General features: G+C 63.9%; 18 protein-coding genes. 7 read left to right on the top strand and 11 right to left on the bottom strand.

Features of this window, described 5'->3' with window-relative positions:
• Positions 1 to 7 precede the first annotated feature (7 nt).
• Positions 8 to 595 (bottom strand): thiamine pyrophosphate-dependent enzyme, encoded by a 588-nt coding sequence (locus RPF88_RS31945; RefSeq protein ID WP_127368250.1) that lies wholly within the window; start codon positions 593 to 595, stop codon positions 8 to 10.
• 5 nt (positions 596 to 600) lie between these two features.
• A complete protein-coding gene (locus RPF88_RS31940) occupies positions 601 to 1,173 on the bottom strand; it encodes a thiamine pyrophosphate-binding protein (RefSeq protein WP_337124053.1) in 573 nt (190 codons plus the stop codon).
• A 100-nt stretch (positions 1,174 to 1,273) separates the two neighbouring features.
• On the opposite strand from RPF88_RS31940, the gene RPF88_RS31935 reads away from it, so the two are divergent.
• The 7 genes from RPF88_RS31935 (at position 1,274) to RPF88_RS31905 (ending at position 8,400) form a co-directional block, all read left to right on the top strand.
• Positions 1,274 to 2,209, top strand: coding sequence for a LysR family transcriptional regulator (locus RPF88_RS31935; protein ID WP_013893951.1), 936 nt, complete (start codon positions 1,274 to 1,276; stop codon positions 2,207 to 2,209).
• 104 nt (positions 2,210 to 2,313) lie between these two features.
• Positions 2,314 to 3,462 carry an acyl-CoA dehydrogenase family protein gene (locus RPF88_RS31930; protein WP_337124051.1) on the top strand — a complete coding sequence of 383 codons (1,149 nt, stop codon included), beginning with the start codon at positions 2,314 to 2,316 and terminating at the stop codon, positions 3,460 to 3,462.
• Between the two features lie 11 nt (positions 3,463 to 3,473).
• Positions 3,474 to 4,214, top strand: coding sequence for an NAD(P)H-dependent oxidoreductase (locus RPF88_RS31925; RefSeq protein ID WP_337124050.1), 741 nt, complete (start codon positions 3,474 to 3,476; stop codon positions 4,212 to 4,214).
• Complete coding sequence (locus tag RPF88_RS31920; RefSeq protein WP_337124049.1) at positions 4,207 to 5,337, top strand: CaiB/BaiF CoA transferase family protein; 1,131 nt, start codon at positions 4,207 to 4,209, stop codon at positions 5,335 to 5,337. The genes RPF88_RS31925 and RPF88_RS31920 overlap by 8 nt, the downstream gene beginning before the upstream one ends.
• An 11-nt stretch (positions 5,338 to 5,348) precedes the next feature.
• Positions 5,349 to 6,191, top strand: a complete 843-nt coding sequence (locus tag RPF88_RS31915; protein WP_337124047.1) for an FAS1-like dehydratase domain-containing protein — start codon at positions 5,349 to 5,351, stop codon at positions 6,189 to 6,191.
• On the top strand, positions 6,185 to 6,997 hold the full coding sequence (locus tag RPF88_RS31910) for an HpcH/HpaI aldolase/citrate lyase family protein (RefSeq protein ID WP_337124046.1): 813 nt from the start codon (positions 6,185 to 6,187) through the stop codon (positions 6,995 to 6,997). Before RPF88_RS31915 ends, RPF88_RS31910 begins: the two co-directional genes overlap by 7 nt.
• Before the next feature lie 26 nt (positions 6,998 to 7,023).
• Entirely contained in the window at positions 7,024 to 8,400 is a 1,377-nt protein-coding gene (locus RPF88_RS31905) for an MmgE/PrpD family protein (RefSeq protein ID WP_337124045.1), read from the top strand.
• 440 nt (positions 8,401 to 8,840) lie between these two features.
• Here the strand turns inward: RPF88_RS31905 and RPF88_RS31900 are convergent, their stop codons facing one another.
• The 9 genes from RPF88_RS31900 to RPF88_RS31860 form a co-directional block, all read right to left on the bottom strand.
• Entirely contained in the window at positions 8,841 to 9,071 is a 231-nt protein-coding gene (locus RPF88_RS31900) for a hypothetical protein (RefSeq protein ID WP_027161998.1), read from the bottom strand.
• A gap of 240 nt (positions 9,072 to 9,311) precedes the next feature.
• A complete protein-coding gene (locus RPF88_RS31895) occupies positions 9,312 to 10,388 on the bottom strand; it encodes an ABC transporter ATP-binding protein (RefSeq protein ID WP_337124044.1) in 1,077 nt (358 codons plus the stop codon).
• The gene (locus RPF88_RS31890) at positions 10,385 to 11,185 is read right to left on the bottom strand and encodes an ABC transporter permease (protein WP_337124043.1); all 801 of its coding nucleotides are present in this window, start codon (positions 11,183 to 11,185) and stop codon (positions 10,385 to 10,387) included. Before RPF88_RS31890 ends, RPF88_RS31895 begins: the two co-directional genes overlap by 4 nt.
• A 10-nt stretch (positions 11,186 to 11,195) precedes the next feature.
• A complete protein-coding gene (locus tag RPF88_RS31885; protein ID WP_337124042.1) occupies positions 11,196 to 12,047 on the bottom strand; it encodes an ABC transporter permease in 852 nt (283 codons plus the stop codon).
• A 58-nt stretch (positions 12,048 to 12,105) separates the two neighbouring features.
• Complete coding sequence (locus RPF88_RS31880; protein ID WP_064994960.1) at positions 12,106 to 13,110, bottom strand: ABC transporter substrate-binding protein; 1,005 nt, start codon at positions 13,108 to 13,110, stop codon at positions 12,106 to 12,108.
• Between the two features lie 59 nt (positions 13,111 to 13,169).
• Positions 13,170 to 14,639 (bottom strand): aldehyde dehydrogenase, encoded by a 1,470-nt coding sequence (locus RPF88_RS31875; RefSeq protein ID WP_013525215.1) that lies wholly within the window; start codon positions 14,637 to 14,639, stop codon positions 13,170 to 13,172.
• A 10-nt stretch (positions 14,640 to 14,649) separates the two neighbouring features.
• Positions 14,650 to 15,687: an LLM class flavin-dependent oxidoreductase gene (locus tag RPF88_RS31870; RefSeq protein ID WP_013525214.1), complete on the bottom strand. Its 1,038-nt coding sequence runs from the start codon at positions 15,685 to 15,687 to the stop codon at positions 14,650 to 14,652.
• Complete coding sequence (locus tag RPF88_RS31865; RefSeq protein ID WP_337124040.1) at positions 15,684 to 17,483, bottom strand: alpha/beta fold hydrolase; 1,800 nt, start codon at positions 17,481 to 17,483, stop codon at positions 15,684 to 15,686. The genes RPF88_RS31870 and RPF88_RS31865 overlap by 4 nt, the downstream gene beginning before the upstream one ends.
• Positions 17,476 to 18,063 carry an amino acid synthesis family protein gene (locus RPF88_RS31860; protein ID WP_027161992.1) on the bottom strand — a complete coding sequence of 196 codons (588 nt, stop codon included), beginning with the start codon at positions 18,061 to 18,063 and terminating at the stop codon, positions 17,476 to 17,478. Before RPF88_RS31860 ends, RPF88_RS31865 begins: the two co-directional genes overlap by 8 nt.
• Between the last annotated feature and the right edge of the window lie 46 nt (positions 18,064 to 18,109).

Genomic DNA, 18,109 nt, shown 5'->3' with positions numbered 1-18,109 from the left:
TCGGTCCTCAACAAGTGGCAAAGCCCAGATGAGCGCGAAAGCGGTTCTTGACCTCGACCGCGTCGCGCGGTGGCAGCGAGCGCGGCAGGTTCTCGGCGGTGATTTTCAGCACGAAAAGGCGTGGACCTTCGGCCGGGCGACGCAGCTCTTCACACAGCGTGTCGACCTCCTCCAGCGAGCGCAACTCGGCGGTTTTCGAAAACCCGCAAGCGGCCGCGACCTTGTCGAAACCGATGCCGCGACCGGTATGGCTCGACTGCATGCCCGTCTCGCCGAAATGCTGGTTGTCGAGCACGATCAGGTCGAGATTGCTGGGCCGCGCCACCGAAATCGTCGCCAGCGAGCCGAACGCCATGAGCTGTTCCCCATCACCAGTAATCACCATGACCCGCTTGTCGGGCTGGGCCTGGGCAAGCCCGAGACCGATCAGTGCAGCACCCCCCATGGCGCCCCAGAGATAGTAGTTGTCGTTGCGGTCACCGGCGGCGTGCACGTCGTAGGTCGGCGAGCCGAGACCGGTCACGACCAATGCGCCGTCGCGGGCGTCAAGGAGTTTCTTCACCGCAACCCGGCGGTCCATTGTCGGTAAATTCATCTCATTCACCACTTCTTCTTGCCGAGCAGGCGCTGCCCGATCAGCACCGCGATCTGTTGATCGGCGTCAAAAGCCATCAGGGCTGCCTGAGCCACCGTCTCCACGAGGTCTGGACCAGTCTCGGCGCGCAGCACCTTGAGGCCGATCGATTTCAGCGAGGCTTCCGTCGCCTGCCCCATCGGCACCTGCCAGGGGTTGAACTCGGCCCATTCGCCTCTCATCGTCACCAGAACGAGTAAGGGGAAGCGTGCCTGCACGGGAAGCGACAGCATGTTTATACAGTTGCCGACCCCTGACGATTGCATGAGCACGACGCTCCGCTTGCCGCCGAGCCAGGCGCCGGCGGCGACGGCGATGCCCTCTTCTTCCGTCGTCAGCACGTTGGCGACGACCTCGGGATCCGCGCTGAAGCGTCGGATCAGGGTCGTATGTCCAGCATCGGGCACATAAGACATGTGGCTGATGCCGGCAGCCTTGAGCACATCATAGACCTGATCTGGCCACTGCTTTTCAGACGCCGCCGGAGCGGCCCCAGGCGTTGCTGTTTCCGGATGTTTTGCTTCTACGCTCGCCGTCACGTTGGAACTCCGAGATTTGGATTGGCATCAGGTTATCTCGGCTATCCGATCTAATCGTCGTCTCTTTCTTGTGATCAGATATAATGATATTCGATAGCTTATGGAGTTATCGCAACTGCGTACGCTGATCCACGTCGCCGAACTCGGGAGCCTGAGCAAGGCTGCCGATCGGCTACACATCGCGCAGCCTGCCCTCAGCCGGCAGGTGCGCATGCTGGAGGAGGAACTGGGCTTTGCCCTGTTCGTGCGCCACGGCCGCGGCATGGTGCTGTCTGAGCAGGGCAAGCAGGTGCTGACGCACGCCATGCGCGTGATGGCAGAGATCGATGAGATCCGTGCCACGGCCACGCCAGCCGACGCGCCGCTCACCGGTGAAGTGGCGATCGGTCTGCCACCCACCGTCGCGGACATTATTTCGCTGCCGCTGGCTGCCGCCTTCGCCAAGAACCATCCCAAGGCGAAGCTGAGGCTTGTCAGCGCCTACACCGGCTATTTGCTCGACTGGATGCACCGAGGCGAGGTGGACGTCGCCGTGCTGTACGACCCGCGCATGGCGCGTTCGTTGCGCTCGCGCCCGTTGCTTCTGGAAAATCTCTTCCTGATTGGGCCGCCTGATGCGGGGTTTTCAACCGTGCGCGCGGTATCGTTCGCCTCGCTTGCCGGCAAGCGCCTGCTGCTGCCCAGCATCAAGCACGGTCTGCGCATCATCGTAGAACGCTGTGCCACGGATGCCGGCATCACGCTCGATGTCGGCATCGAGGCGGATTCCTACGCCGCGCTGAAGGACCTGGTGCGCAACGGCCATGGCTGGACGATCCTGCCGCTCGCTCCTATCCATGCCGATGTAACCGCGGGGCTGCTCACCGCCGCGCCGCTGATCGATCCCGTGCCGGTGCGCCGCCTGATCCTTGCATATCCGGCAGACCGACCTGCCTCTCGGCTGGCGCGGTTTGCCGGACAAGCAATAGAGGACATCGCCAAGGACCTCGTAGGGCGGGCGATCTGGGTTGGCCAACTCCTCGGCCCCTCGCTGTAAGCATTCGAATTCCGTTATGTCTGCTCACGCCAGCTTTGCGTTGCTGACAGGACGCGGCGGCGCGATAGTGAGGCCCGCAGCACGACGAAAGCCGGACAAACCCCATGGAATACTATCAGGACATTCGCGATGCCGTCGCCCGGCTGTGTGCGCGCTTTCCCGGAGAATACTGGCGCGCGCTCGACAGGGACATGGCCTATCCCCGCGAGTTCGTCGAAGCATTGACGGAGGCTGGTTGGCTTTCGATCCTGATCCCGGAGGCGTATGGCGGCTCGGGCCTGCCGCTTTCGGCCGCCGCCGCCGTGCTGGAGGAAATCCAGCGCGCCGGCTGCAATGGCGGCGCCTGCCATGCCCAGATGTACACGATGGGCACGCTTGTTCGCCACGGCTCTGAAGCCCAAAAGCAACGATACCTGCCGAAGGTCGCCGCGGGAGAATTGCGTCTGCAGGCCTTCGGCGTCACCGAACCGACCAGCGGCACCGACACCGGCGCTCTCAAGACCACTGCTCGCCTCGACGGCTATCATTTCGTAGTCAAGGGCCAGAAGATCTGGACCAGCCGCGCCGAGCATTCGGATTTGATGCTGCTTCTGGCGCGGACCACGCCGCTCAAGGATGGCATGAAGAAGACCGACGGTCTCTCCGTCCTCATCGTCGACATGCGCGAAGCCGTTGGCAAGGGCCTCACCATCCGGCCGATCCGCACGATGATGAACCATGCCACCACCGAAGTCTTCTTCGACGACCTGCGCGTGCCGGCCGAAAACCTGATCGGCGAAGAGGGAAAGGGATTCCGCTACATCCTTTCGGGCATGAACGCCGAGCGCATCCTGATCGCAGCCGAATGCGTCGGCGATGCGAAATGGTTCATCGAAAAGTCGAGCGTCTACGCGAAGGAAAGGCATGTGTTTGGCCGAGCGATCGGCCAAAACCAAGGCATCCAGTTTCCAATCGCAAGGGCTTACGCCAACATGCGCGCGGCCGAATTGATGGTGCGCGAGGCGCTGAACCTCTACGAGGCCGGCAAGAACCCCGGTGCCGAAGCGAACATGGCCAAGATGCTGGCGGCCGATGCCTCTAACGAAGCCGCCAATGTCTGCATCCAGACGCATGGCGGGTTCGGTTTCGCGGAAGAGTACGATGTGGAGCGCAAGTTCCGCGAGACGCGTCTCTATCAGGTCGCGCCGATCTCGACCAACCTCATCCTGTCATACCTTTCCGAGCACGTGCTTGGACTGCCGCGTTCCTACTAGGAGTTGCCGCCGTGAACGTCCTCATCGTCTACGCCCACCCGGAAGCAAAATCCTTCAACGGCGCCATGAAGGATATGGCCGTGGAAACATTGACCCGCGCAGGCCACGATGTGGTCGTCAGCGACCTCTATGCGATGGGCTTCAATCCTGTCGCAGGGCCGGGCGACATATCCGGCGAGCGCAACGATCCGGACTTTTTCAGCCTGCCGCACGAGCAGACCGCGGCGTACGAGGCCGACGCGCTCTCGGCCGACATCATGGCCGAGATCGAAAAGCTGAAACAGGCGGACTTCGTGCTGTTTCAGTTCCCGGTTTGGTGGTTCGGAATGCCCGCAATGCTCAAGGGCTGGGCCGACCGTGTGTTCGCGCGTGGTTTTGCGTATCTGCCGGGGCGCAAATACGACACCGGCATGTTCAGGGGAAAGCTCGCCATGGTGGCCGCCACCACGGGCACTTCGGCCGACACCTATGCGCCCGATGGCATCGATGGCGACATCCTCACGGTGCTGTGGCCGATCCACAATGGCCTGCTACGCTACTCCGGCTTCGACGTGTTGCCGCCCTTCGTCGCCTATATGCCGGGCCGTGTCGGCGACGATGGCCGCAAGGCCTATCTGGAAGCCTATACCAAGCGACTCGAGGACATCGACGGCACGCCGCGGCTTTTCTTCCACGCCGCCGAGGACTACGGCAAGAACGAGCGGCTAAAGCCAGGCGTGCTGGCGCGCTCGGGGGTACAGCGCAATGTCTGACGGCGCCCACCCGCTGGAGGGTCTGTTCGTCGTTTCGATCGAGCAGGCGGTCGCCGCTCCGCTTTGCACGGTCCGCCTCGCCGATGCCGGGGCGCGCGTCGTGAAGATCGAGCGCCCGGAGGGCGAAACCGCGCGTCATTACGATTCCACCGTTGAAGGCATGTCGGCTTACTTCGTCTGGCTCAACCGCGGCAAGGAAAGTGCGGTTCTCGACCTGAAAGCCGAGCACGACCTCGCTATCCTGCACCGGATGGTGGCGCGAGCGGATGTTCTCGTGCAGAATCTCGCGCCGGGCGCCATCGACAGGCTCGGCCTCTCCGCAGAAGCAATCGCGGAAAAATTTCCTCGGCTGATTGCCATCAACATCGTCGGCTACGGACAGAACACGCCTTACGCAGCTATGCGCGCCTACGACATGCTGGTGCAGGCCGAAAGCGGCATCTGCGCCGTCACTGGCACGCCGGACACGCCGAGCAAAATAGGGGTTTCCGCCGCAGACATCGCCACCGGAATGAATGCCCATGCAGCGATCCTCGAAGCCTTGTTGGCGCGCGAGAAGACCGGGCGCGGTCGCATTGTCGAAATTGCCATGTTCGACGCCATGGCCGACTGGATGACCGTGCCGCTGCTGCACTACGAATATGCGGGCCGCGAGACGCAGAGATATGGCCTGGCACACGCTTCGATCTACCCCTATCGACCTTATGCCTGTCGGGATGGCAGCGTGGTCGTGTCCATCCAGCAGAACAATGAATGGAAGCGCTTCTGCACCGTCGTGCTGCAAAGGCAGGATTTGTTCGCCGACGAACGCTTCGCCACCAATGCCTGGCGGGTCGCCAACCGCACGGCGCTCGACACCGAGATCGAACCGATCTTCGCGGCAATCGACTGCGAAGAGGCCATAGACCGTCTCAATGGTGCGCAGATCGCCTGGGGCCGGGTGAGCGCAATGCACGACCTGCCGCGCCACAAGGCGTTGCGCCGGACAGAGGTGGCGCTGCCGGACGGCAGGCGCATCTCCGTGCCGATGCCGGCAGGGCGGTCGGAGGGATTCGCAACCGTCCCCAGAGTACCCGCTCTTGGCGCCGATACGGACCGGATCCGGTCCGAGTTCGCCGCCTGACGAGGAAGCTCATGAGCCCGGACACGAGCACGCTGCAGGAATGGGTTGGACGCATACACGAGGTCGAGGACGTTGTGACCTCGCGCCTGCTGGCCAGCTTTGGCGCCACGCTTGGGGACTACGCAGCGCAAACTGCCGAGGGTGCGGCCGCGCCCGGCCTGCACTGGTGCCTGACGCCCGATATTGCCGACAGGCGCGAACTCGGACCTGACGGGCACCCGGCCAAAGGTGACTTCCTGCCACCGGTGCCGCTTCCGCGACGCATGTGGGCTGCCAGCGATGTGCGTTTCCTAGCGCCGATCCGCTCCGGCGACCGCATCCGCCGTCGCTCGACATTGACCGCCATCGAGGAGAAGCAGGGCCGCACTGGCCCGCTCACTTTCGTCACGGTCCGACACGACATTGCCAACGACGCTGGCCCGGTGATCGAGGAGGACCAGACCATTGCCTATCGCGCCGCCGGCGCTACGGCGGCGACCCCTGCCGCGCCGGGAACTCCACCCCCGGCGGCATCGAACGAGCGCTGGGTTGACGTGGATCCGGTGCTACTCTTTCGTTACTCCGCGCTGACGTTCAATGGGCATCGTATCCACTACGACGCGCCTTACGCCACAACGGTCGAGGGTTATCCCGGGCTCGTCATCCATGGCCCGCTGCAGGCGACGCTGCTCCTGAACTTTGCCACAGTCGTTTTCGGCTCCTCGCCGCGCCGTTTCTCCTTCCGGGGCGTGCATCCGGCGACCAGACCGCAACGCCTGCTTCTGAGCGCAACGTGTCCGGGCAATGACGGCATGGCTCTCGAGGTACGGTCGGCCGACGGCCATGTGACGGTGAAGGCCACGGCGCAATGGTGAGCTTCGTCACGCCTGTCGTGTCGCTTTTCGTGCCGGGCTCGCGGCCGGAGCGGTTTGCCAAGGCCGACAACAGCGGCGCGGATGCGGTCATTCTCGACCTTGAGGATGCCGTCGCCCCTGGCAACAAGGACCTCGCTCGCGAAGTGGTCGTTGCTCATGCGGCCATGCTGAAATCAGCGATCGTGGTCCGCATCAACGCCGCCGGCACACCCTGGCACGAAGCGGATATCGATGCCGTACGGCGCCTCGACGGCGTCTCCGTCATGCTGCCCAAGGTCGAACGTCCAGAAGACATTGCTAATATGGCTAGGCACATGGCACGCAGCGTTTCCGTCATCGCGCTGGTCGAAAGCGCTGTCGGCCTTGCCAACCTGCCGGCCATACTGGCCACGTCCGGCGTCGTTGCCGTGGCGTTCGGCTCGGTCGACTTCTCGCTCGATCTTGGTTGCGCGCATGATCGGCTGACCCTGCTTGCGGCCCGCAACGAAATTGTCTGGCGCTCGCGCGCGGCCGGCCGTGCCGCGCCGATCGACGGTGTGACGACCGACCTGAGCAGTCCCGAAATCACCGAGGATGACGCCCGCCATGCAATGAAGATGGGTTTTGGGGGCAAGATGGCCATCCATCCGAGGCAGATCGAGCCGATTCGCGTTGCCTTTCGCCCGAGCGACAAAGAAATCATATGGGCACGCGACATCGTCGGCGCGGCTTCGTCGGGTGAAGCTGTCCAGGTGAACGGCGAGATGGTGGATCGGCCGGTCATCGAACGTGCAAGGCAGGTCCTGCGCCGGGCCGCTTTGGTCTAAAGGGCATGCCAGAGGAGGAGCAACAGATGAGCAAGGACACCGCCGATTGGCCGACCGCCAGGCTCTGCTCGTTCATCGCCGAACTCGACTTCGAACAGATCCCGCCGCGCGTCGTTCATTTCGCGAAAGGACTGATGATCGACTGGCTCGGCTCAACCCTCGCCGGCAAGGGCGCGCGCCAGGTCGAGATCATCGACGGCTTTGCTCGTGCAATGGGGCCGGCGGACGGCCCAAGCATCGTCATCCCGACGAGACGACGCACGAGCCCCTACTTCGCGGCGATGGTCAATGCTGCGGCCTCCCATGTGGTGGAACAGGACGACGTTCACAACGGCTCGGTCTTTCACCCAGCTGCGGTGATCTTTCCAGCCGTTTTGGCGGTTGCGGAAGCAGAGGGGAAGACCGGGCGTGAAATCCTGACTGCTTGCATCGCCGGCTACGAGGTTGGCATCCGGGTTGGAGAATTCCTGGGGCGGTCACATTACCAGATCTTCCACACAACGGGCACGGCCGGCACTGTCGCCGCGGCAGCGGCGGTCGGCAAGCTGATCGGCCTTGACGCAGCCGGCCTCAACCATGCGCTCGGCTCCGCCGGCACGCAGGCGGCGGGGCTGTGGGAATTCCTGCGCGATGCCGCCGATTCGAAGCAGCTTCATACCGCGCGCGCAGCCGCCAATGGTCTGTTCGCCGCCTATCTTGCACGCGATGGCTTCAAGGGCGCCGCGCGGATCCTCGAAGGGGAAAAGGGCATGTCAGCCGGCATGTCCAGCGATGCCGATCCGTCCCGATTGACGGACGGGCTCGGCAGCCGTTGGGCAACGGAGGAGACGTCCTTCAAATGGCATGCCTCCTGTCGCCACACCCATCCGGCAGCCGACGCACTTCAGCTGCTCATGCGCCGCGAGGGGCTCGGCCCGGACGACATCGCGGAGGTGGTCACCCATGTCCACCAGGGCGCCATCGATGTCCTGGGTGCGGTGGACATCCCTCAGACGGTCCACCAGGCGAAGTTCTCCATGGGCACGGTGTTGGGGCTCATCGCCGTCAATGGCGTCGCCGACCTCGACGCGTTCGAACGCCAGGCACTTGCCGACGCTGGCGTAACGCGCTTCCGCTCGAAGGTGCGTATGGAATTCGATGCCGAGATCGACAGCCTTTATCCGAGGCGATGGGTCGGCAAGGTGAGCGTCACGACCGTTGACGGCCGCAAGCTGACTGCCCGGGTCGACGAAGTCAAGGGCGATCCAGGCAACACGCTTGCCAGGCAGGAATTGGAATCCAAGGCCATTCGTCTCGCCGAATTTCGAGGTGGGGCCACCGCTGATGAGATGCGCCGCTGCATAGCCCGTGTCTGGAAGCTCGATCAGCCAGGAAGCACGGCGGAAATATTTGCTGAGCGCTAGTCCGCTATAGCGAAGGCTTTCGATGCTTAGCAGGTTGACCGCTGTTCAACCGCAGCAACGAAGCTTGAACTGGCAGGCCAATGAGCGGGGGGAAAGGCGGTAGCGCTCTACCGACTCGAACCCCCATAAATGCTTGGATCAAGGTTGCACCACAGCGGATCCAAAACACCCCGACCTCCTCCAGAAGGGCCCGCATCTCGACGGGAGCCGCAAGACAGAAAGTTCGAAAAGCTTCTAGGAAACCCAAGCAGACTGAACGGCGCTGCGGACAATGAGGTTTACGAATACACCGGCGAACATTCGCATTGGGGCGGTCAATATCGTCGGCAGAAGAGCGTCCGAAAGGGCTACCGGCGGCTCCCTCGTAGGAACGAAAAAAGAAGAGAAGCAGAACTTTCTTGTGCGTTTTTTGCACACAATGTTCCGTAACCTGATTATATTCAGGTATGCAAGACGCCAATGTCATCCTCGACCAGATGTAGGTTGACGCTGCTCAGCTCCGAGGTCGCGCGTGCGCCCTGGTCCTTGAGCAAATGCGCGAGCTGAGCGACGATGCAGTCGCGGCGTCTCACGACGTCCAGCTGTTCGCGGCGATCCTCCACCTGCATAAACGCCTCGGCCGATCGCAGCAAGAGCGGCCACCGCACGCGCTCGGGGTAGAGGTGCCGCATGCATAACGCGCAGGCCAGGGACACTGGTCGGCGGGGTGTTAGGGGACTGCAGACCAGCAGGCGTGCGATGGCAACCGAACAGCTTTCCAGCCAGAGGCGTCTGACCCTCTCGCTAAGCCATAAGCAACTTTGTTTGGCAGATAAGGGGCCTGAAGCGGACTGACAGCTTCTAAGCGCGCATTTTCACAAGCGGACTTTCTTTCCGCAACGGAATCGCTTTGACATGCGCAATCCCGGCCATCAGGCCGGGAACAGGAACGCCGAAGCGGGATCGAAAAAGATGCGCTGACCTGATGTGGCGGTGCCATCGCCCACCTCTGCGTCAGAGGTTGGCCTGACGTCGATCTCAACTCCGCCGGCCGTGCGTGCCACGACCCGCCGTCGGTCGCCGAAGAAGGCGGTATCGACGATCTCGACGGCGAGTGCCACGCTTGTCGGCGTAGGCGTCAAGCGGAAGGCTTCCGGGCGCACCATCAGCCGGACGTTCTGGCCTTGGCCGAACGACGTTGTCGCCTTGACGCCGGTCACGATCGAGCCGCCGGCCAGGCGGATCGTCGATGCGCCATCTGCGGTTTGCAAATGCTCAGCCGGCAGGAAATTCGAGTTGCCGATGAAGCCGGCGACGAACTCGCTCGCCGGCCGGAGGTAAAGATCCTCGCCAGTACCGATCTGTTCGATGCGGCCTTCCCTGAACAGAGCGATGCGATCCGAAAGATGCAGCGCCTCCTCCTGGTCGTGCGTGACATAGAGGATGGTGACGCCGGTCTCGCGGTGGATGCGGCGGATCTCGGCCTGGATCTCCTGGCGCAGCTTCTTGTCGAGCGCCGACAGCGGCTCGTCCATCAGCAGGATCGGCGGGTCGTAGGCGAGCGCGCGGGCAAGCGCCACGCGCTGCTGCTGGCCGCCCGACAGCGCGCCCGGATGGCGGTCGGCGAAGTTTTCGAGGCGCACCAGCGCCAGCATGTCGGCGACCTTGCGCTTGATCTCGCCATCCGGTCGGCGGCGCACGCGCAGCGGAAAGGCGACATTCTCGGCGACACTCAGATGCGGAAATAGCGTGTAGCGCTGGAAGACCATGCCGATGTTGCGCTTGTGCGACGGCACCGAAAGCAGCGACCTGTCCTCCAGGAGCACATCGCCCGAGCTCGGATCCTGGAAACCGGCGATGGCGTAGAGTGTCGTCGACTTACCGGAACCCGACGGGCCAAGGAACGTCAGGAACTCCCCCTTGGGCACATCGATGGTGACGTCATGGACGGCGACGAAGGCGCCGAACGTCTTTCTCACCGCGCGTATGGACAGGAATGGCCGGGTCATCTTGACATTTTCCTGCGAAGGAGTGCGGTCACGATCATCAGGCACAAGGTCAGGCCGACAAGCAGGCTGGAGGCGGCGGCGATGACCGGGCTGAGGTCGGCGCGCAAGCTGCCCCAGATCTTGACCGGCAAGGTCTGCAAGGTCGGGCTTGCCATGAAGATCGCCACCACGACCTCGTCCCATGAGGCCAGGAAAGAGAAGATCGCCGCGGAGAAGATGCCGATCCTGATCGACGGCAAGGTGATCCTCAACCGTGCCTGCAGCGGGCTGGCGCCGCAGACTATGGCCGCGTCCTCGATGGATTTGTCGAAACCCTCTAGCGCCGCAGTGATCGGGATAATGGCGAAAGGCAGCGCCAGGATGGTGTGGGCGATGACGAAGCCGACCGTGGTGCCGGCAAGGTCGATGCGCAGGAAGAAGGCGTAGATGGCGATGGCGAACACGACGACTGGCAGCACCATCGGCATCAACAGCAAGCCGCGCAGGACCTGGCGTCCGCGAAACTCACCCCTGACCAGGCTGAAGGAGGCGAACAGGCCGATGACGACGGCGAGGATGGCGGCCATGGCGGCAATCCGGACACTGGTCAGCGCGGCATCGATCCAGGTCGGATCAGCCAGCAACTGCTGGTACCATTTTAGCGTCCAGCCGGGCGGCGGGAAGGCGAGCCAGCGCGACGAGCCGAACGACAGGAGCACGATGAAGACCACCGGCAGCAACAGGAAAGCCGCCACTGCCGCCGTGAAGCCGACAAGTGCCACGCGCAGCCATCCGAGCCGGTCATAGTCGAGCAGCATGTCAGAGCCCTCAGCCGGCGCGCCTGGCGCCGACCAGGCGAAGCTGGATCGCGTAGAGCGCCATGGTGACGACAAGCAGGACGAAGGCGGCCGCACTTCCAAGCCCCCAGTTGAGCAGCGACTGCACCGTCTGGGCGATCATCTCGGCCAGCATCATGTTCGATGTGCCGCCAAGCAGGGCAGGCGTGACGAAGTAGCCAAGCGACATGACGAAGACCATCAGCCCTCCGGCGGCGATGCCGGGAAGCGACAGCGGCAAAAGGATGCGGCGGAAGGCCTCGGACGGGCTTGCGCCGCAAAGGGCGGCCGCGCGCAGCGTCATAGGGTCGATGGCGCGTAAAGTGCCGACCAGCGGCAGGATCATGAAGGGCAGCATGATGTACACCATGCCGATGGTGACCCCGGCGAGGTTGTTGATGAGCGGCAGCGGCTCATGGATGATGCCCAACCCCATCAGCGCCCTGTTGATGACGCCGGTGCGTTGCAGCAGCACCATCCACGCATAGGTGCGGGTGAGAAGGTTCGTCCACATCGACAGAATGATGATGCCGAAGACGATCGAGCCCGGGGCCGGCGGCATGATCGCCAGCATCCAGGCAACAGGGAAAGCCACCAGGATGGTGACGGCTGTGACGACCGATGCGACCAGGAAGGTGTTGAGGAACACCCGCACATAGGTGTCGCTGCCGAACAGCGCCGCGTAGTTCTGCAAGCCGGGTTCGGGATCGGTGACGCTGCGCAGCAGCAGGGCAACCACCGGCACGATGAAGAACAGGCCAACCAGAAGCAGGGCCGGCAAGGCGCTGCCGCTGCCGGCTGGCAGGCCGGCAACCGAGCTGCGTCTGAAAGAACTTCCCTGCATCGAGCGGTCCTGTCTCAAACGGGGCGCGCAAGCTGCGCCCCGTCGGTCTGCAACGGTGTTACTTGGTCTGCCAGGCATACCAGCGCGCGGCGATCTCGTCGCGATGCTCGGCCCAGTAGTTCATGTCGAGGTTGATCTGGCCGTCGACATGGGCATCAGGCAGGGCCTTGACGGCATCGGCGGGCATCTCCGCCTTGGCCTTGGTGTTGATGGGCGCATAGCCGCTTGCCTCGGCGAATTTCGCCTGGCCGGTCGGGCTGGTGGCGGCGGCGAGGAACTTCATCGCGCTGTCCTTGTTCTTGGCGCCCTTCGGCACGACGAGCACGTCGGCGGCGGTGAGGTTCTGCTTCCAGGCGACGCCGACGTCGGTGCCATCCTGCTGGAGGGCGAAGACACGCCCGTTCCACAACTGACCGAAGGCAGCCTCGCCGGAGGCAATCAGCTGCTGTGATTCAGCGCCGCCGCCCCACCAGACGATATCGGATTTGATGGTGTCGAGTTTCTTGAAGGCACGGTCGAGATCAAGCGGATAAAGCTTGTGCGCCGGCACGCCGTCGGCCAGCAAAGCGATCTCGATGACGCCCGGCGCCGACCATTTGTAGAAGGTCCGCTTTCCGGGAAACTTCTTGGTGTCGAACATGTCGGCCCAGCCGGTCGGTTCGCCCGAGACGGCGCCCTTGTTCCAGGCGAGCACGAAGGAGTAGTAGAAGCTGCCGACGGCATGCTCATTGCTGAAACGCGGGTCAAGATCGGCCTTGGGCACGACCGCATAGTCGATCGGCTCCAGCAGCCCGTCCTTGGCGGCCTTTATGGCGAAATCCATTTCCACGTCGACGACATCCCAGGTGACATTGCCGGCGTCGACCATGGCCTTGAGCTTGCCATAGTCGGTCGGTCCGTCCTGCAGCACCTTGATGCCGGAGCTGGCTTCGAAGGGGGCTGCCCAGGATTTGGTCTGCGCTTCCTGCGTGGTGCCGCCCCAGCTGGTGAACGCCATCTCATCGGCCTTGGCGGCGGTTGCCGTGAGTAGCCCGGCCAGCAGGCCGGTCAAAATCAGTTTCATGTCATTCTCCTCTGTTGGTCTGTTCTTGTTTTTCTCAGTGCACCTGCGTCCCGCGGTTCTCAGCGCATGACGAAGGGATCGGGGATCGGCTCGTCCGAGGTGTTGATCCAGACGGATTTCGAGCGTGTGTAATCTCTGATGGTGTCGAGCCCACCCTCCCGGCCGAGCCCCGACAGGCCGTAGCCGCCGAAGGGAACGAGCGGCGATACGACGCGATAGGTGTTGACCCAGACGACTCCGGCACGGATGTCGCGCGCCATGCGGTGCGCCCTAGCGAGATTGCTGGTGAACACGCCTGAAGCGAGGCCGAAGGGCGTGTCGTTGGCGAGCGCCAGCGCCTGCGCTTCGGTGTCGAAGGCAAGCACGCTGAGCACTGGCCCGAACAGTTCCTCGCGCACGCAAGGCAGGTCGCTGGCGCCGGCATCGATGATGGTCGGCGCATAGTAGAAGCCGCTGCCGGCTGGCCTTGTGCCGCCGGTGACCAGCGTGCCGCCCCCGGCGACGCTTTCCGCGACAACTTTCTCGATCCAGTCGCGCTGACGCAGCGTGGCGAGCGGACCCATTTCGGTCGCTGGATCCTGCGGATCGCCGATGCGGATCGCCTCGGCCTTGCGCTTCAGGCGGGCGAGGAATTCATCCTTGACCGAACGCTCGACCAGCAGCCGCGAGCCGGCGACGCAGCTCTGGCCGGTCGCGGCAAAAATGCCGGCGACCACCGCATTGGCGGCGCTGTCGAGATCGGCGTCGGCAAAGACGACGACCGGGCTTTTGCCGCCGAGTTCCAGAGTGGTGTACGCAAGGTTCTCCGCCGTGCTCCTGACGATGGCGCGCGCCGTCGAGGGACCGCCGGTGAAGGCCACTCGCGAAACCAGCGGATGGCTGGTCAGGCGCCGGCCGCAATCATGGCCCAAACCGGTGAGGATGTTGACGACGCCTGGGGGAAAGCCAGCCTCATGAACCAGTTCGGCAAAAGCGAGCAGCGGCCCCGGGCCATCCTCGGAGGCCTTGAGCACGATGGTGCAGCCGGCGGCGAGCGCCGGACCGAGCTTGACGGCCGAGAGGAAGAGCTGCGAATTCCACGGAACCACCGCGGCAACGACACCGATCGGTTCGCGGCGGATGGTGACGTCGAGATCCGGCTTGTCGATCGGCACATGCGCGCCTTCGTGCTTGTCGGCAAGCCCGCCATAATAGCGGTAGTAGTCGCCGACATAGGCGATCTGGGCGCGGGTCTCGCGGATGATCTTGCCTGTATCGCGGGTCTCGAGCTCGGCAAGTCGCCCAGCATTGGCGGCGACGAGGTCGCCCAGCTTGACCAGCAGCTTTCCACGCGCCGTCGCGGTCATCCTACGCCATGGGCCGGAACGCAGGGCGCGGTGCGCCGCCTCGACGGCGCGGTCGACATCGGCTTCGCTCGCCGCCGGCATCCTTGCCCAGGCCGCCCCGGTCGACGGGTCGACGCTGTCGAAAGTAGCGGACGGTTCGTCGAAGCGGCCGTCGATGAAGTTCCTGAAGGGGGCGTCGGTCATGGGCTCGCGATCAAAGGAAGGCCGGCATCACCCGGTCGATGAACAGTTGCAGCGATTTTTTCTTGTGCTCGTGCGAAAGCCCGCTGTCGATCCAGATCGAATACTGGTCGTAGCCGAGTGCCTCATAGGTCTTCAGCCGGGCGATGACCTCATCGGCCTCGCCGATCACCAGGTTCTGCCTGATCTTGTCGGGCGCGTATTGCGGCATGGCCGCGATCTCGTCCGGCGTCAGCGGCTCCAATATGCCTTGATGCACTGGTTTCTTGTTCTGGAACCAGGCGCCGAACTGGCAATAGAAAGTCGACAGGTCCTGCGTCAGGCGATCGGCGTCAGCCGCGTCGTCGGCAACGAAGGTGTGCATCAAAAGCATGATTTCCGGTCGTTCGATCTCGGGATGCGCGGCGCAGGCGGCGTTGAAGCGCTGCATCAGGCTCGTCACCTCGTCATCGCCGGAAGCCAGCGGCGTTACCTGGACCTTGCATCCGTTGGCGACGGCGAAATCGTGCGAGTTCGGGTCGCGGGCCGCCACCCAGATCGGCGGGTAGGGTTTCTGCAGCGGCTTGGGCGAGGAGGTGGTGGCGGGGAATTGCCAGAACTCGCCGGAGAGTTCGAAGTCGCCGTCCCATAGGCCGCGGATCGCCGGTATGATCTCGCGCATGCGCTGGCCGGCGCCCCAGGCGTCAAGACCTGGGAAGATGCGCTGATATTCATAGCTGTAGGCGCCGCGCGCGATGCCGATGTCCAGCCGGCCACCGCTGATGACGTCAGCCATCGCCGCTTCGCCGGCAAGCTTGATCGGGTGCCAGAAGGGCGCAATCACGGTTCCGGTGCCGAGGCGGATACGGCTGGTCTTGGCGGCGAGATAGGCGATGTTGATGAAGGGATTGGGCGAGATGGTGAATTCCATGCCGTGATGCTCGCCGATCCAGGCGGTCTCGAAGCATGCCTGTTCGGCCATCAGGACCAGTTCTTCGAGCTCGGTCACAAGCTCGGAATGCGGCTTGGCCAGATCCGACCGTTCCATATGCACGAAGAGCGAGAATTTCATCCGTGGGCACCTGTATTGACGGTGGAAGCGCTGGGTCTGGCGAGCGGCCGGACCTCGCCTTCGACATCGTTGCCGACATAGACGCCGAATGCATCTACCGAGCATTCCCTGATATAGCGCGTGAGCATCGAGCGGATCGCCGGATCGGCGATCTTCAATCCTTCGATCGCGTCGATCTCGATGAGCCGAATGCCGCGATCGCTGGAAGCGGGCACGTCGAACGTGCCGCGATAGTAGACATGCGTGCGCGAAACAGGTCCGGCGTCGTCCCAGACGGCGAACAGGAAACCGAGCTGGGCCTCGATGGCCTTTGCCGCAAGCAGTCCACGCAGACTATTGCCATCGCCTGCCGAACCCAACCCTCGGCCGCGCGGCAGTTCGTAACCGTCCGTCGTTTCCACGAACAGGATCCGGCCACCATTTTCGAGGATGGCGCCGACATCGGTGCCGGGCTGGGTGGCGGCCAGCGCGTCCTGGCTCAGGCCGGGTGCAACATAGGCGCCGCGGCAATAGCCGAGCGGCTGCGCGGAATTGTGCTCGAAATCGCGGACGCGGCCGATGAGGATCGAATGATCACCGGCCTCGACCAGCCGCTCCATGTCGCAGTCAAAGGACGCGACGGAGCCGTCCAAAACGGGACTGCCGGTCCTTCCCGGCCGCCATGCTACGGCGGCGAACTTGTCGGCGGCTTTCGAGGCGAAGATGCCGGACGCTGCCTTCTGGCCCTCGTTGAGGATGTTGATGGCGAAGCTTTTCGATGTCGCGAAGACAGGATGGCCTAAGGCCTTGTGGGCGATGCAGACCAGCACCAGGGGCGGATCGAGCGACACTGAGGTGAACGAGTTGGCGGTGAAGCCGCGCGGCTCGCCTTCTGGCCCGATGGTGGTGACGATGGTGACGCCGGTGAGGAAGGATCCCAGCGCACGGCGGAACTCGCCGCTGTCGAACCCGGTATTCGCCTCAGCAGTGCCGCTTCGCTCGATCGCTTCGTCCTCCGCGAGGAAGTCAACGATATGGCGCGTGGTGAGGTCCGGCGCCGCGACCGCCATCATGTGCTTCTCGCCCGGCAGCACCGTGCAGCGGCCATGCGGCGCCAGCCGTGCCATCGCGGCCGACATTGCCGGCGAAGAGTTCCTGTCCTCGGAGCCGGTCATGAACAGGGCCGGTACGGCCAGCGTCGGCAGGCGGTCGGCATGATCGCCGTCGGCACGAGCGAACAGGCGGTAGGTGCGGGCATAGCCTTCCGGGTCGACCGCGATCAGTGCGTATGCCGTGTTCCGCGCTGCCGCCTCCAGCTCGGTCGGCACCGGATCGCCGAACCAGCGCGCAATGGTCTGTGCCGTGCCGGCCGTATCGCTGCGCCCGTTGAGCGCCACCGCGCGCTGGCGAACGGCTTCGGCCAGTTCAGGTGGCCGCCGGAACACGGCATTCAGGGAAACGATGCGGCGGACGCGCTCCGGTGCGCGCAGGGCCAACTCCTGGGCAACGAGCGCACCCATCGAATGGCCGACGACGGACACCCGGTCGAGGCCAAGATGGTCGAGCAGGCGAATGGCCTGGTCGGCGTAGTCGGCCAGTTCCGGGTGCTGCGGCGGCAGTGGCGACTGGCCGTGGCCGAGCATGTCAATCGCGATGACGTCGAAGCTGTCGGCCATGCGTTCGAACTGCGGCTGCCAGATCGCGGCGTTCATGCCGACGCCGTGGATGAACAGCACCGGCGTGCCAGCGCCGGCACGGATGAAGCAGGTGCCATCGAACGTTGTGCCCTGTCGCGCCCAGGTGGAAGCGTCAGCCATGCACGTCCCCAAGCTCCTTGAGGTCCTGATAGCGATCGCCGATACGATGATGCGGGCGACCGCCGATCGACGCACCAAGCGCCACCACCAGTTCGTCCGGCGCCGGCGCATCGCCGATCTGGAAATGCACGGTCAGGTAATGCGAGCGCCGTCCTTCGTCATTCTTGTCCATCAGTGGGATCATGATCGGCGTGTTCGGCCCGCCGCGCAGGTTGGTGAAGGCAAGATAGGTCTTGGCGCCGACGGCGCGGCGATAATGATTGCCAAAATGCAGCGTGTGGATCAGCGCCGAGGCATGCTCGATCTCGCCAGACGTGCCGCAAATGGCTGCCTTGCCATAACCCTCGATCGCGTCGCCGGAACCGGCGATGGCAATGATCTCGCGGGATAGGGTCTCTCCGAGCACAGGCGCACAGTCGCGGATCTCGGGCGACAGATCGTCGGTGAAGCCGCGTCCCGCCCAAGGGTTCGTCAGCACCGCGGCGACGCCGATCAGGCGCAGCGGCCGCGGTGCAGCCTTGCCGCCTTCGATCAGCGTGTTCTCGGTATAAGTCACGATCTTGCGGATGGCAGGCTGCATGGAATCCTCGGGTCGGCGATGCCAGGGACCGTCCGATCTCTGTATC

It is taken from the genome of Mesorhizobium sp. ISC11 (assembly GCF_037162595.1).
Taxonomy (GTDB): domain Bacteria; phylum Pseudomonadota; class Alphaproteobacteria; order Rhizobiales; family Rhizobiaceae; genus Mesorhizobium; species Mesorhizobium ciceri.
This window is presented reverse-complemented; position numbering and strand designations above follow the sequence as displayed.

Coding starts and splice junctions, on each gene's coding strand:
- RPF88_RS31945 (WP_127368250.1), bottom strand. CDS start 595: ATGAATTTACCGACAATGGACCGCCGGGTTGCGGTGAAGAAACTCCTT.
- RPF88_RS31935 (WP_013893951.1), top strand. CDS start 1,274: ATGGAGTTATCGCAACTGCGTACGCTGATCCACGTCGCCGAACTCGGG.
- RPF88_RS31930 (WP_337124051.1), top strand. CDS start 2,314: ATGGAATACTATCAGGACATTCGCGATGCCGTCGCCCGGCTGTGTGCG.
- RPF88_RS31920 (WP_337124049.1), top strand. CDS start 4,207: ATGTCTGACGGCGCCCACCCGCTGGAGGGTCTGTTCGTCGTTTCGATC.
- RPF88_RS31915 (WP_337124047.1), top strand. CDS start 5,349: ATGAGCCCGGACACGAGCACGCTGCAGGAATGGGTTGGACGCATACAC.
- RPF88_RS31910 (WP_337124046.1), top strand. CDS start 6,185: ATGGTGAGCTTCGTCACGCCTGTCGTGTCGCTTTTCGTGCCGGGCTCG.
- RPF88_RS31905 (WP_337124045.1), top strand. CDS start 7,024: ATGAGCAAGGACACCGCCGATTGGCCGACCGCCAGGCTCTGCTCGTTC.
- RPF88_RS31900 (WP_027161998.1), bottom strand. CDS start 9,071: ATGCGGCACCTCTACCCCGAGCGCGTGCGGTGGCCGCTCTTGCTGCGA.
- RPF88_RS31895 (WP_337124044.1), bottom strand. CDS start 10,388: ATGACCCGGCCATTCCTGTCCATACGCGCGGTGAGAAAGACGTTCGGC.
- RPF88_RS31890 (WP_337124043.1), bottom strand. CDS start 11,185: ATGCTGCTCGACTATGACCGGCTCGGATGGCTGCGCGTGGCACTTGTC.
- RPF88_RS31885 (WP_337124042.1), bottom strand. CDS start 12,047: ATGCAGGGAAGTTCTTTCAGACGCAGCTCGGTTGCCGGCCTGCCAGCC.
- RPF88_RS31880 (WP_064994960.1), bottom strand. CDS start 13,110: ATGAAACTGATTTTGACCGGCCTGCTGGCCGGGCTACTCACGGCAACC.
- RPF88_RS31875 (WP_013525215.1), bottom strand. CDS start 14,639: ATGACCGACGCCCCCTTCAGGAACTTCATCGACGGCCGCTTCGACGAA.
- RPF88_RS31870 (WP_013525214.1), bottom strand. CDS start 15,687: ATGAAATTCTCGCTCTTCGTGCATATGGAACGGTCGGATCTGGCCAAG.
- RPF88_RS31865 (WP_337124040.1), bottom strand. CDS start 17,483: ATGGCTGACGCTTCCACCTGGGCGCGACAGGGCACAACGTTCGATGGC.
- RPF88_RS31860 (WP_027161992.1), bottom strand. CDS start 18,063: ATGCAGCCTGCCATCCGCAAGATCGTGACTTATACCGAGAACACGCTG.